Annotated in this window: 11 protein-coding genes; 5 read left to right on the forward strand and 6 right to left on the reverse strand. The window is 65.5% G+C overall.

All coding sequences use genetic code 11. From position 1 onward, the window contains the following. Positions 1 to 61 precede the first annotated feature (61 nt). Positions 62 to 1375, forward strand: a complete 1314-nt coding sequence (locus P0204_RS03600) for a hypothetical protein (RefSeq protein WP_276221745.1) — start codon at positions 62 to 64, stop codon at positions 1373 to 1375. A 1-nt stretch (position 1376) separates the two neighbouring features. Here the strand turns inward: P0204_RS03600 and P0204_RS03605 are convergent, their stop codons facing one another. Continuing rightward, a complete protein-coding gene (locus P0204_RS03605; RefSeq protein ID WP_276221747.1) occupies positions 1377 to 3368 on the reverse strand; it encodes a hypothetical protein in 1992 nt (663 codons plus the stop codon). 45 nt (positions 3369 to 3413) lie between these two features. After that, the gene (locus P0204_RS03610) at positions 3414 to 4001 is read right to left on the reverse strand and encodes a DUF2150 family protein (RefSeq protein WP_276221749.1); all 588 of its coding nucleotides are present in this window, start codon (positions 3999 to 4001) and stop codon (positions 3414 to 3416) included. 162 nt (positions 4002 to 4163) lie between these two features. Here P0204_RS03610 and P0204_RS03615 point away from each other — a divergent pair, with 162 nt between their 5' ends. Then, positions 4164 to 4454 carry a hypothetical protein gene (locus P0204_RS03615; RefSeq protein WP_276221751.1) on the forward strand — a complete coding sequence of 97 codons (291 nt, stop codon included), beginning with the start codon at positions 4164 to 4166 and terminating at the stop codon, positions 4452 to 4454. On the opposite strand, the gene P0204_RS03620 is transcribed toward P0204_RS03615, so the two are convergent. Further along, a complete protein-coding gene (locus P0204_RS03620; protein WP_276221752.1) occupies positions 4451 to 5635 on the reverse strand; it encodes a mechanosensitive ion channel family protein in 1185 nt (394 codons plus the stop codon). The genes P0204_RS03615 and P0204_RS03620 overlap by 4 nt on opposite strands. A gap of 232 nt (positions 5636 to 5867) precedes the next feature. On the opposite strand from P0204_RS03620, the gene P0204_RS03625 reads away from it, so the two are divergent. Further along, the gene (locus P0204_RS03625) at positions 5868 to 6404 is read left to right on the forward strand and encodes a hypothetical protein (RefSeq protein WP_276221754.1); all 537 of its coding nucleotides are present in this window, start codon (positions 5868 to 5870) and stop codon (positions 6402 to 6404) included. 145 nt (positions 6405 to 6549) lie between these two features. On the opposite strand, the gene pdxS is transcribed toward P0204_RS03625, so the two are convergent. Then, positions 6550 to 7458, reverse strand: coding sequence for a pyridoxal 5'-phosphate synthase lyase subunit PdxS (gene pdxS / locus P0204_RS03630; protein ID WP_276221755.1), 909 nt, complete (start codon positions 7456 to 7458; stop codon positions 6550 to 6552). A 147-nt stretch (positions 7459 to 7605) separates the two neighbouring features. On the opposite strand from pdxS, the gene P0204_RS03635 reads away from it, so the two are divergent. Both P0204_RS03635 and P0204_RS03640 read left to right on the forward strand, forming a co-directional pair. Beyond that, positions 7606 to 9093, forward strand: a complete 1488-nt coding sequence (locus tag P0204_RS03635; protein WP_276221757.1) for a hybrid sensor histidine kinase/response regulator — start codon at positions 7606 to 7608, stop codon at positions 9091 to 9093. Positions 9094 to 9131: 38 nt separating this feature from the next. Continuing rightward, positions 9132 to 9887: a DUF1405 domain-containing protein gene (locus P0204_RS03640; RefSeq protein ID WP_276221758.1), complete on the forward strand. Its 756-nt coding sequence runs from the start codon at positions 9132 to 9134 to the stop codon at positions 9885 to 9887. Between the two features lies 1 nt (position 9888). Here the strand turns inward: P0204_RS03640 and P0204_RS03645 are convergent, their stop codons facing one another. Then, positions 9889 to 11022: a citrate synthase/methylcitrate synthase gene (locus P0204_RS03645; protein ID WP_276221759.1), complete on the reverse strand. Its 1134-nt coding sequence runs from the start codon at positions 11020 to 11022 to the stop codon at positions 9889 to 9891. A 104-nt stretch (positions 11023 to 11126) separates the two neighbouring features. Continuing rightward, positions 11127 to 13841 (reverse strand): valine--tRNA ligase, encoded by a 2715-nt coding sequence (locus tag P0204_RS03650; RefSeq protein WP_276221760.1) that lies wholly within the window; start codon positions 13839 to 13841, stop codon positions 11127 to 11129. Positions 13842 to 14017: the final 176 nt, after the last annotated feature.

Here is a 14017-nt window from a genome sequence, read left to right on the forward strand (position 1 = left end):
GCTATTCGGTGCCCCAGGACAGATGGACGAACAGCACTACATGAGCGAGGAGTGTCCATAGATGACCCCGACGAGGCGGTCCGTGTTGCGTTCGCTGGCCGGTCTGACGGGCGCAGCAGCCGTCGGAACGGGGCGGGCAGCGGCCCAGGAGACGGAGAGCGACGAGGAAGACCCGTCCGCACGGCTGGCGGCCCGCACAGGCCGGATCATGGACGGACTGTCGTGGTTCGCCGAGGAGTACCCGGCGGCGATAGCGACCTACCGTGCGGCCGCGGCCGACGTGCTGAATGCCGTCCGGGAGCAGGGGGAGTCGGTGCCGCTGACCGAGCGTGACGTCGCGCGCCTCGACAGGGAGCTCCGGAGCCCACGTATCGATATCGGCTGGCCCTACGACGTCTGGTGGAGCGAGGACGAGCGGCTCTGGCGGTACGTCCCGATCGACTGGCGCCGACCGCAGCCAGCAACCGCCGGTGCGACACCGCTGGACAGCGAGGGAATCCAGGCACTCCGGTCGGTGACGACGGCGTTTGCCGACACCTACGAGCGCGAACTGGGCGAGTATTTCCGCGGGGCCGAACGGGAACGACGGTTCGGCCGCACCACGCTCGACAGTATCGAGCGGTTCAACGAGCGCGGCGACGCAGTGATGGTCGTCGCCGGACTGGTGCGCCTGTACCGACACTACGAGGCCGTCGCGAGCGAGCGGTTCGTCGACTCGACGCTCTCGCGTGATCCGATCCGGTCGACGCTGGCAGAGACGTTCGTCGCCGACTCCCCCGAGCAGATCCCGCTGTTCGAGATCGACTATCGGCGGGCCGGATTCCGTGATACCACCCACCGAGCGTTCGTCTACAGCGACGATATCGCCGAGGCCCGGGTACAGGAGCTGTATCGCGCCCAGCCGGTGTCGACGATCGACGGCGCCGCAGTCGCAACCGACTCTGTCCGGCTCCAGGAAGTCACGAAACCACTGTCAGTCGATTCGGACCGGATCGATCGGTGTTACGTCGTCGTCAACGAGTGGACCCGACCCGCTGAGGGCTACTACAGCGGCGAGCTCCCCTCCCAGCCGCTGTTCGTCCAGCGCTACACCAGTGCCGAGGCCGCCCAGGTCGCCCGCGAGACGATCCTGAGCCGGTCCGGAATCTCCCGTGCCGGCGGCGTGACGGTCCGTCTGGGCGGGGCCGACAGCGAGCCCTGGACACCGTTCTATTACCCTTATCGAAGCGAACTCTGGAGCGGCGCGTTCCGCCGGGTCGGACGCCATCTCCTCGTGGCCGGCGTTGCACGCCGCCCGTTCGTCCACCGTGCCGACGGCTGGGACGAGCCGCTCGCGCTATCGTGGGTGTGGGACGAAACCGAGCCGACCGAGTAAGTTAGTTCGAGGTCGTCAGTTGCTCGTCGCTAACGGTCGTTCCGCCCTTGTCCAGTTCGACGACGACGTAGTACGGTGGCGAGGGAGGTTGCCCGTCGCTGTCCTGTGACACCGTCACGGTCGTCGATGTTCCGTCGCTGTTCGCGAATGTGCCTGTCCTCGACGGCAATTTATTCGTCGACTGCTTGCTGCTAGACTCGTAGACAGTAACTGTGTAGCTGGTCCCGTCCAGTCCACTACTGTCAGATGCGTCGAACTCCACAGTGACTGTTTGTTTATTGCTACTACCTTTCCCTGCGGGACTCGTCTCCGCACGGACGATGTTGACCGACATCGTTGTCGACTGCGTGAGCGAGAACGGGTCACTGGTCGAGCCGCCGGTGTCGCTCCGCGTAGCGAATACCTCTAGCGGACCCGCCGTGGTGGATTGCGTGTCGACGTTCGCGATATCGAAAGTGATCGTCTCGCCCGGAGAGAGGTCGCGGTTCGCAGTCAGTTCGAAAGTGAACGAGCCGGTGTTGGTGTTGTAGTTGTTCTCGCTGACCGACGGGGGAAGGTTCTGAAGCCCTCCGTTGGCGTAGTTCACCGGGTCCGGCGTGCTCGTCGACCCTTGTGCCGACGAGAAGTCAAATTGGATGGTCTCCCCGGCGAGGATTGCCTGTCCCTCAGGGGAGAAAGAGACGGTCTGTCGGCCGGTCGTGGTGTCGGTCGGGAGGTCGCTCACCGAGAGGCTGGAGAAGCCGTCCGTCGTTCCGCCACCACTGCTGCTCCCGGACACCACCTCGACGTTCATCGAGACGTTTTCAGGAGTCTCCTCGTCGAAGGTGTCGTCCAGCCCGACGTAGCTGATGTTGATCTGGTGGGTACCCGTGTCGTTGGCGGGGAACGAATCGTAGCGAAACCGGACGCGCCCGTCGGTGTCCGAGACCGGCTGGACCGGTTCGATGACGCCGTTGTTCGTCCCCCGAACCGACGCCGACACCGTGGTCCCCTGGACGGGATTGTTGTAGCTGTCCCGCACCTCCAGAACGAGCTCCGTGCTCTCTCCGCGGGTGAGTTGGGCACCGTCGCCGCTCACGTTGGTCAGGTACGCAGCCGAGGTGTCCGTGGCTCCGGCACCGACGCCGGCTTTGGCCAGTTGGAGCCGATAGTCGACGCCGCGTTCGAAGGTGATCGTCAGCTGCCTGTACGGACCCGGCCCGTCCGTCGAACTGACGTCGGCAACGTACCGGTCGTCGTCACCGTTGTCCGGCGTGGAGTCGATCTCCGCAGCCAGCAGCTCCGTCTCCCACGTGGATTCGGGGATTCGGGTCAGAAACGAGACCGAGACGTTCGTCGTCGCCGAATCGTTGGTGACGGTGATGGTGCGCTCGGAGTGGCTCACCGGACGCACGTCGACCGTCGTCGAGCCGCTGGAACTCCGGCTGAGAGTGCCGTTGAGCGCGACCAGCGAGATCGAGCGGCCGTTGACGACGGTCTGCTCCGAGAGGGTGATGTTGCCGGTCCGGAACTGATTGAACGCGACCGAGTTCTCGTAGAACGTGTCGGGTGCGTCGTAGAGATTGTAGTTGGGCGAATAGACGACCGTGCCGGTGTTGTACCGCCGTGGCTGAGTCCCGGTCCAGTAGTCGCCGGTTTCGCCGGTCGCGGAAGCGTTGTCGATCGTGACGTTGATGTCGTCCGTCTCGGTCCCGTCGGTCCGCAACGTTCCCGACGACGGTCCCGGATTCAGCGCCAGCAGCCGGCTGGGATAGCGCGTCCCGAGCTGAACGCTCACCGCCTCGGTACTGGACGTTCCGGGGACGGAGACGATCGAGTTCCGGAGATCCTGGAGCTGTTGCTGGACCTCCTGGTTGTGGTTGAACTCCACTTCGCGGTTCTGGTCCGGGACGACGAACGCCTGGTAGGTCGAAAACGCGATGATGAGGATGCCGAACAACAGGACAGCACCGACCTGCACCGACTGTGCGCGCTCCTCGCCCAGGAACTCCATGCAGATCTTTTTCCGTAGGCAGATAAAAACCTGTCCGCCCCAGTATCAGCTCGCTTCGTCCTCTTCCTCGACGACCTCGGGGTCTTCCATCGCGGTCTGGAGGCTGTCGAGGCCGTTGACCCATTCCGAAACCAGGCCGTAGTCGAGGTCTTCCGCCACTTCCATGGCCAGTTCGTCGCCGTCGATGATGCGGGTCCCGGCCTGGACACAGTAGCCCAGCGCGGCGTCGAGGTCCTCCTCGGCTTCCGCGTCGGCGGCGGCCGCGATGTAGTCGGCGACCGTCCCCTCGTCGGCGACGCCCTCCGCCACGTACTCCTCGGCGGCGTAGAACACACAGACCAGCGAGGTCTGGACGCCATCGATCAGCATGACCGTCTCCTCGTCGTCGAGTGCGACCTCTTCGAGGACGATCTCGCGGACACCGCGCAGTTCCTCCAGCGCGGCCTCCTCGTCGAGTGTCCCGTCGTCGTAGTCGGCGAGGATCTTGACGACCGCGATCGCTGTATCGTCCTGCAAATTCAACAGCAGGCGTGCCGAGTCTTCGTTCTCGGGATCTACGTCTTCGTCGTCGATACGGTCGATCCAGTTCTGCCAGCGTTCGTCAGTGTAATACTCCCCCGGCGGAGTGCTCATATCACTCCCTACGCGTGGCCCGGGATAGTAGTTTCGACCGGAGATTTCCCCGACCTTGGCGGGAAATCGCCGGACTGCAACCGGATCGAATGCGAGCCACGACACAGATCCCCGGACGGAGTCGACGCCGGTTTTAAGAACGATAGCGTGTTACGATACCACATGTCACAGTGGCGTCCGGAACCGAACCGGCACAGACGCCCGGTCGGTGAGGTCGCCACACGCATCGGGACGGGACTCTTGCTCGTCGCCATCCCGCTCGCGGCCGGCGCGTTTCTCGGACTCGTATCCGGGGCGACGATGACGGCGGCGCTGTCGACGGCAACGACGGCGGTGACGGACCCGCCAGCCGCAAGCGGGGCCGCCCGGCTGTTCAGGATCGGAGTGCTGGGCGTGCTTGCGGGAAGCTGGATTCTCGGGTTCGGCCTCGTCGTCGAGGAACTGTGGGCCTAATCGTCGGTGTCCGTCCCCTCGGCGAGTGAGGAAAGCTCCTCGGGCGGTGCGTCCTCGCCGTCGTCCCGGACCGAGAAACGCCGCTGGGGGAACGGGACGACGATCCCGGCCTCGTCGAAGGCCGCCTTCACCGCTGTGACCACCTGCGAGACCGCGCGCCACTTCCGTGGCGGCGTCGGGTGGTCGATCCAGAACCGCAGTTCCAGGACGATGGCCGAATCGCCGAAGGACTTCGGGACGATCTGTGGCGAGGGGGAGTCGACGACACCCTCGACGCTCGCGATGGCATCGTGTGCGACTTCGCGGGCGCGCTCGATGTCGGTGTCGTAGTCGACGCCGACGTCGAGGGTCAGCCGGAGCCGTCCCTTCTGGCTGCGGTTGGTGATCGCACGGTCGGCGACCTGATCGTTCGGGATGACGACGAACTCCCCGTCGAAGTTCTCTAGCCGGGTGTTGAAGATCGTGATGTCGGTGACGATCCCCTCCTCTTCGCCCAGTTCCACCCAGTCCCCGATGGTGAACGGCCGGGAGAACATGAGGACGAACCCGGCGATCAGCGACCCCAGCGTCTGGCGGGCCGCCAGGCCGACGACGATGCCGAGGAACCCGGCTCCGACGAGGAGGCCGCTGAGATTCTCACCCCAGAGGGTCAACGCACCGGAGAGGACGGTCAACAGGATCACGACCTGTCCGACCCGGAGGACGATCTCTTCCTGGTGGTCGGTGATCCGGTCGGAGCCGTCACCGAGGCGGTCGACGAGCCGCTTCAGTTGGTCCGAGGCCGCGAAGCCGATCGCCGCCAGAACGACCGTGATCCCGACCTTGGTCAGGTCGCTCGTGGCAATCTGGCTCAGACGCCCGCTGGGATCGATGACCCCCCAGAGGACGAGAGTCGCGACGACCGCCACTGCGACGACGGTCAACTGGACCGTCCGCAGAAGGATACCCGAGGAAGAGGTCGGTGCCAACCGCTCGACGATCCCGTACGCGCCGTCGAAGTGATCAGTGAGGTATCGCGAGAAGACGACCTGTCTGGCGGCCCGAACGGCTACGGGGAACACGATGACCACGAGGGCGAACGCCGAGAGGAGGACACCGAAGGTGATGGCTGTCCGCCCGTACACCGCCGAGAGCTGTTCGAGGAAGTCCAGCACTGCCTGGACTACCCCGGAGCCTTGCATACCTCCGTAGAACAGGCGCTCGTTTTTGTGTGTTGTCGTTACGATCAGACACCGCAGCCCTGCGTCTTCTCCGCTTCGGGCAGGTCGGCGTTGGCGTCGCCGGACATCCCCTTGCCGGCGTTGGTCGCGATCCCGTCAGTATCCTGGGATCGTCCCGCTGTTGACGCCCCCGACGACCGTTCAACGGTCTGAGACGGGGAACGTACATACCTCCGCCGGTCGATGGTATCGCATGAATACTGTAACTCGATTGGAAGTATTCGCGAGTCGTCCGATCGGGGCAGGACTCGCGTTCGGAACGTCGGTGTTCCTCTATACGGCCGCGTACGTCCAGTTCGTGAATCCGCGGGGACTGTTCTTCGTCCCGGCGGTGGTGCTGATCAGTTCGGCGACGGTCGCGGCAGTCTGTGCCGGATGGCTGGTCTGGCGATATCTGCTCCCGATATCGGTCGCGCGGAGCTATCGCAGTCACGCGCTCTTGGGGATGGTCGTCGGTGCGTTGACGCTCCTCCTCGCACCGCCGCTGGCGCTATTCGGGATGACGATCCCGTCGCTCTTTCAAGAGCGCGTTTCGCTCATCACACCGATTCTGATCGCCGGCTACCTGATCAACGCGATCGCCTGGGGACTCGTCGGAACGGTCGTCGCGTTCGCTCTCACGGTCGGGACACCCATCCTCGTCACGGCAGCGACTGGTCTCGGACTGGGCTATCTCCGTCGTCGGGACGACGGGCCGCCCCGAGAACCCGGTGTGGGATCACAGACGTAGGCGGACTTATCGACTCGCCGTCGAGGACCCAGCGTCGTCGCGGTGACTCCTTTCTGGGGGCTACTCCGAACTCGACCCGCCGGGGCTGGCGCTGGAGGGACACGAGACGTGGACCGAGCGCGATCGACGGGGGTGAAAAAGCGGCTTAGACGCCGCGGCCCTGCATCTTCTCCTCTTCGGGCAGGTCGGCGTTCGCGTCGCCGGACATTCCCTTGCCGACGTTGGTCGCGATCGTTTTCAGTGTCTCGGGGTCGTCCCAGTTGTTGACGGCCTCGACGATCGCGGTCCCCATGGCCTCGGGGTCCTCCGCGCCGAAGATGCCCGAGCCGACGAAGATGCCGTCACAGCCGTGGTGCATCATCAGGGCGGCGTCGGCGGGCGTCGCGATACCGCCGGCCGCGAAGTTGACGACCGGGAGCCGTCCCATCTCGGCGGTCTCGTGGACCAGATCGGCCGGTGCCTCGTGTTCGCGGGCCCACTTCTCGCGTTCCTCGTGGCTCATCCCTTCGAGTTTGCGGATCGAACCCTTGATGTTGCGCTGGTGGTGGACGGCCTGGTTCACGTCGCCGGTGCCGGCCTCGCCTTTCGTCCGGATCATCGCCGCGCCCTCGTCGATGCGACGCAGCGCCTCCTGGAGGTTCCGCGCCCCACAGACGAACGGTGCAGTGAAGTCCCGTTTGTCGATGTGATAGCGGTCGTCGGCGGGCGTGAGCACCTCGCTCTCGTCGACCATGTCGGCGCCGGCCGCTTCGAGGATCTGGGCCTCCTTCGTGTGACCGATACGGGCCTTGCCCATCACGGGGATCGACACTTCGTCGATGATCGACTCCAGCGAAGCCGGGTCGGCCATCCGGGCGACGCCGCCGCGCTTGCGGATGTCGGCCGGGACCGCTTCGAGGTTCATCACCGCGACCGCACCGACGTCCTCGGCGATGCGGGCCTGCTGGCGGTCGACGACGTCCATGATGACGCCCCCTTTCTGCATCTTCGCGAAGCCGCGTTTCACGAGGTCGGTACCGCGGCGAAGGTCCTCCAGATCGGTCGCTTCAGACATTGATAGCGGGTTAGGTCTGGATTTACTTAACGCGTGCCCTTGGCGGACTCACGTGGGGTGGCTACTGGCCTCACGTGGACCCGCGACAGCAGATTCGACCGCCCGACTGCCAATGGTGTTTTGTCCGGCGGCGTCGAATCACTCGTAATGCGACCGGAATGGCCGCCCTCGGAACGTCGGGGCGAAGTGTCCGTCCTCCACGTCGACGACAACCGGACGTTCCTCGACGAGACAGCGGCGATGATCGAACGCGAGTCCGGGCAGCTCCGCGTGACCTCCCTCGACGACCCCACGGCGGTTCTCTCACACGTGGAAAACGAGACCGTCGACTGCGTGGTCTCGGACTACGATATGCCCGAGATGGACGGACTGGAACTCCTCCGTGCCGTCCGCGAGCGGTTCCCCGACCTCCCGTTTATCCTCTTTACCGGCAAGGGGAACGAAGCGGTCGCCAGCGAGGCGATCTCGGCCGGCGTCACCGACTACGTCCGGAAGACTGGCGACAGCGAGACGGTCGAGATGCTGTGCAACCGAATCGAGAACGCCGTCGAACACGCCCGCACCGAAGAGCGGCTGGCCTACGAGAGCAGCCTGCTCGATACGCTCTTCGAACGCGTCCCGCATCACCTCTACGTCAAGGACGAGGAGGGCCGGCACCTCCGTGTGAGCCACGCCCACATCGACGAGCCCGAACAGTTGCTCGGCAAGACCGACAGGGAACTCTATCCCGAGGGCCACGCTGCCGATACCTACGAGGACGACATGCGGGTCATCAGGGACGGGGAGCCGATCATCCACAAGGAAGAACACACGAACGAGAGCAAGGCCGAGACCCATAGCTTCGATAGGGTCTACGAGCAGTACGAACTGGAACCGGTCACCGACAAACAGCGGTACGACGAGTGGGCGTTGACCTCGAAAGTGCCCTGGCGCGACGACGACGGCGAGATCATCGGCCTCATCGGGATCACGCTCGACATCAGCGATCGGAAACACTACGAGGAGTCCCTCGAACGGCACTCCGAGCGTCTCGAAGAGTTCCTCGCACAGGTCGTCCACGACATCCGGTCACCGCTGCAGGTGGCCGATTCGAACCTGGCGTTGCTCCGTGAGGAGGGGCTGGACACCGACCGGCTGGATTCGATCGAGCGAGCACACGGAGAGATCGGAGCGCTGGTCGACGACCTGAGCCGGTTCGCGCGACACGGCGAGATGGAACCCGACCCGGAACTAGTGGACCTCGAAGGACTCGTCGAGCAGATCTGGGAACGCCACGAATCCGCCGACGCGACGCTCAGCGTCGGTTCGCTCCCGGCGGTCGTGGTCGATCGGACAGACGTCCGACGACTCCTGACGAACCTCGTCGACAACGCCGTCGACCACACCGCTCCCGGGGTCCGGATCACCGTCGGCCCCCTCGACGACGCGGAGGACGGCGGGATCTTCGTCGAAGACGACGGCCCGGGACTACCGAGCGACGATCCCGGGCAGGTGTTCGAAGCGGGCTACACGACGGCGAGTGACGGCACCGGACTCGGCCTATCGATCGTCGAGACCATCGCCGACCGGCACGGCTGGGAGGTCGTCACCACAGAGAGCGACACGGGCGGTGCGCGCTTCGAACTCCGGTTCTGACCGCTACCGTTTTGCCGCCCGCTCCCGACCGACCCCACATGGTCTCACTCGGCGGGCGCATCGAGGCAGTCGTCGCACGCGGGTTCGACGGACCGCTCCCGGAGACCGAGGGGCTTCCGCGGTACGTCGCACCGCTCCCGGAGTGGCTGGAGAACGTCGGCCTCAGGCTGGCCTGGCCGATCGCGCTGGTCAACCTCGTCGGGACGCTGTTCGGCTTCTGGTACTACGCCGGCCGGCCGACGGATCTGGCACCGCCACTCGTCGAGGGCCAACTCGGGGCCGCACCGCCGCTCGCGTATCCGTTGATCCCCGACTCGCCGGTCGCGACATTGTTCATCGGGCTCTCGTTTGCCGCCTGGCGGCTGGACTGGGACACTGAGTGGCTCCACGCCCTGGCCTTTTTCGGCTGTATCAAGCTCGGGCTGTGGACCCCCTACGTCCAGTTGGTCGTCAACGGGCCGGCCGGCATCGCCACCTGGCTCTACTGGTTCCTGATCCTCTCGCACCTGGCGATGGCCGTCGAAGCGTTTCTCATCCACCGGTACGCGTCGTTCTCGGTCCCGGCTGTCGCGGTCGCGGCCGGCTGGTACGGCTTCAACGACGTCGTCGACTACTTCGTCCCCGTCCTGGAGGGGCCACACCACACCGTCCTGCGCGCGGAGATCGTCGCTGGCGGGCTCGATCACACGCTGCCAGCCCACGATCTGGCGGCCGGTTGGGCCGTCGTGTTGACGCTGGTTGCGACGTTTCTCGCACTGGCGACCCGCGCCGAGAAGCTCAAGCGCCGCGGGTGAATCACCGCTTGTCGACCGGCGTCCACGTCCGGTCGGTCTCGCCGACGTACGTCGAGACCGGCCGGATCAACCGGTTGTCGGCGAGTTGTTCCAGACAGTGGGCCATCCAGCCGCCGGCACGGCCGATGGCGAACGTCGCCGTGAACAGGTCGCGGGGAATCCCGACGCCGTGGAGCAGTGCCGCAGTGTAGAACTCGACGTTGGTCGCCAACCGGTGGTCGGGCTTGTGGTCGGCCAACGCGTCGAGAGCGACCGACTCGAACGCTTCGACGGTGTCGTAGAACCCGTCGTCGTCGGTCCCGGCGTAGAACTGTCGGGCTGCCGCCGAGAGGACCGCGGCACGCGGATCGCGGACGCGGTAGACACGGTGGCCAAAGCCCATCAGTCGCTCGCCGGCGTCGAGACGGTCACGGACGTACCCCTCGGGATCGCCGGAGTCGTGGACGGACTGGAGCATGTCCAGCACGGGACCGGGAGCGCCACCGTGAAGCGGTCCCTTGAGCGCTCCGACCGCGGCTGTCGCCGCCGAGACGAGGTCCGACTCCGTCGAGACGACCGTCCGTGCGGTGAACGTCGACGCGTTGAGGCCGTGGTCGATCACGGTCGTGAGATACGTCTCTATACCCCGGACCGCGTCGTCGCTCGGCCGCTCGCCCGTCAGCATGTACAGGTAGTTCGCGGCGTGGGACAGTTCCGGGTCGGGAGCGACGGGCGACTCGTCCTGCCGGTAGCGCCAGTAGGCGGCGACGATCGTGGGGACGACGGCAACGACGCGTTTGGCGGCTTCGCGGGAGTCGTCCGCGTCGGTGCCGAGACTGGCGGCCGCGACGCCCATCCGGAGCGCGTCCATCGGTGCCACGCCGACCCCCGCTGCTGCGTCGAGGAGTGCTCGAACGGCGTCGTCGATAGCCCGGTAGTCGACAAGGGTCGGCTGGATCGTCGCCAGTCGGTCGGCCGTCGGGAGGTCCCCGTCCAGCAGCAGTGCGACGCTCTCTTCGTAGGTCGCGTTGGCGGCGAGTTCTTCGATCGGGTAGCCACGGACGACGATTTCACCGGCCTCACCGTCGACATCGCTCAGTTCCGTCTCCGCGACGGTGATCGACTCCAGACCGGGATCGAAGACCGAGGGTGACACAGTGGGTACACCTCCAGCGCCCTCGGATTAGCCTTTTCGGCGGTAGAACCACGGTCCCGGTGCCGACGACCCGCCCATCCCGGGGACAGCCGGCCGCCGACTCCCTACTGGACGACGACGACCGCCGACTCGGTCTCGGTCATCTCGCCCTCGCCGGAGTAGGTCCGGGACTCCTCGATATCGAACATCTCTGCGCCGAGTTCGAACTCCCCGGCGACGACGAGTCGGTCGCCGTCGATCTCGTAATCGCCGGACTCGATGCCCGCGTCGATGTCGCCGACGCTGCTGCCGAACTCCGGCCCGACCAGCGAGTAGTCCAGGTCGATCCCGCTGATCTCGGTCGTGATCTCCGGGGCCTCGTCGTAGGTCTCTAACCGATCGACGTGCATGGCCTCGGCGATGGCGTCCTCGAAGCCGGCGACGTGGCCGTACACCTCGACGGTGCCGAGGTCCGCGTTCAGCGCCAGCCCGTGTTCGGTCTTGTAGCGCCGCAGCGCCGAGACGACCTCCATCGCCGTCTCGCCGGCCGCCAGATCGGCCTCGTAGCCGGCGGCGACCGGCCAGTCGGTCGTGTGGACCGACCCGTCGTCCTCGGCGTAGAGGCGGTTCCACAGTTCCTCGGTGATGTGGGGCAGGAACGGCGCGAACAGTTTCAGGAAGGTCCGGTGTGCGCGGGCCAGCGTGTACTCCGTCGAGGGGTCACCGCCGCCCGAGAGGCGCTGTTTGGCGATCTCCAGGTAGTCGTCACAGAACGTGTTCCAGAAGAACGACCGCAGTTCGTTGCGGGCCTTCGAGAAGGCGTAGTCCTCGAACTTCTCGGTGACCGACTCGACGGTCGCGTCCAGTTCGGCCAGGAGCCAGCGGTCGACCGCCGAGAGTTCGGTCTGGTCGACGTCGTCGACCGACTCGGCGGCCGGGGTCAGTTGATCGACCAGTCGGGAGGCGTTCCAGAGTTTCTGGAGGAGACGTTCGCCGGCCTCCAGATCGCCCTCCTTGTACGGGAAGTCGTCCCCGATGGAGGTTCCGGCGGCCCAGTAGCGGGCGGCGTCGACCGGGAAGTTCTCCAAGACCTCGCTTGGCGGGATGACGTTGCCCTTCGATTTGGACATTGCCTCGCGGTTCTCGTCTAAGACCATCCCGTTGATCATGACGTTCTCGAAGGGGACCTCGCCGGTGTGTTCGTAACACTTGACGACGGTGTGGAACAGCCAGAATGAGATGATGTCGTGGCCCTGCGGGCGCAGATCGAAGGGGTACAGCTCCGACATCTCCATCTCGAAGGTCCCGTCAGTGACCGCGAGTGCGCCGTCGCCCGTCGACCCGTCGGCGTGCCAGTCCCAGCCGGCGTTCACGAGCGGCGTCAGCGAGGAGGTCGCCCACGTGTCGAAGACGTCCTCTTCGGGGGTGAGCGTGTCGTGACCACAGTCCGGACAGCGATCGACCGGTGGGTCGTCCGAGAGCGGGTCGACTGGCAGTTGTTCGGGATCGGCGAGCACCGGGTCGCCACAGTCGTCGCAGTACCAGACCGGGATCGGGATACCGGAGTCACGCTGGCGGGAGATACACCAGTCCCACTCCAGCCCCTCGATCCAGTGCTGGTAGCGGCTGAACATCTTCTCGGGGAACCACTCCATGTCCCGACCCGCCTGCAGATACTCGTCTTTCTTGTCCAGCAGTTCGATGTACCACTGCTCGGTGACGAGGTACTCGACCTCGACGCCACAGCGCTCGTGGACCTGGACGGTGTGGTCGTGGTCGCGTGATTCCAGCAGGTAGCCGGCCTCGTCGAGGTCCTCGATGATCGCCTCGCGGGCCTCGGTGGTATGCATCCCCTCGTAGTCGCCGGCCACCTCGGTCATCGTCGCGGACTCGTCGATGGCCAAGCGGAGGTCCAGGTCGTGGGCCTGGTACCACTCGATGTCGTTCTGGTCGCCGAAGGTACAGCACATGACCAGCCCGCTACCGGTCTCCATGTCGACGCGTTCGTCGGCGATGATCGGGACCTCCTGGTCGAACAGGGGGACCCGCGCGGTGCCGCCGACGAGATGTTGGTTCTCGTCGTCGTCGGGGTGGACGAACACCGACACGCAGGCCGGCAGCAGTTCGGGGCGAGTCGTCGAGATAGTGAACGTCTCGTCCTCGACCGGGCCGTCGGCGTCTTCGAGGAGGTCGAAGGCGATGTCGTTGAACTTGGTGTGTTTGTCCTCGTCTTCCTGTTCGACCTGAGAGATCGCCGTCTCGCAGTCCGGACACCAGATGGTCGGCGCGCGCTGGCGGTACTCGCGCCCCTTCTCGTAGAGGTCGAGGAAGGAAAGCTGCGAGACGCGCTGGACGTTCGGTGCGATGGTCTTGTAGGTGTTGTCCCAGTCGACAGAGATCGCGAGCGACTGGACGTCCTCGGTGAACTCGTTCTCGTACCGGGTGCAGATCTCGCGGCACTTCTCCTGGAACTCCCGGCGCTCGAAGTCCTGGTGACGGATGTCGAGTTCCCGCTCGGTCAGCCGCTCAGAGGCGATACCGTTGTCGTCGTAGCCGAAGGGGAAGTAGACCGTATCGTCGGCCATCCGGTGGTACCGGGCGACGAAGTCCTGGAGCGTGAACTGATACAGATGCCCCATGTGGAGGTTGCCCGAGACCGTCGGCGGCGGCGTATCGATACTGAAGCGGGTGTCGGCGTCGCCGTCGTAGGCGTACGTCTCGTCTGTGACCCACTGGTCCTGCCAGGCGGGTTCGACGGCTCCCGGGTCGTACTCCCCGTCGAGGCCGTCTGACTGTTCGGTCGTCGATTCGTCGGTCGGTGGGTCCTGTGTGTCACTCATTCTTAGCTGTGGCGGCGGTCGGTCGAAAACGGTGCGGGCGTCGAGCGGTGGAGTTAGTTGGGGCTGGACGCCCCTACTACGGGTACGAGAACGGACGGGATGGTGCCTCGACGCGCCATTAGGTGTACGGTAGCCCACCCACGGATTAACGACTTCGGTTTCTATCGGGAGCGAGT

Source organism: Haloarcula halophila, assembly GCF_029278565.1.
Lineage (GTDB): Archaea > Halobacteriota > Halobacteria > Halobacteriales > Haloarculaceae > Haloarcula > Haloarcula halophila.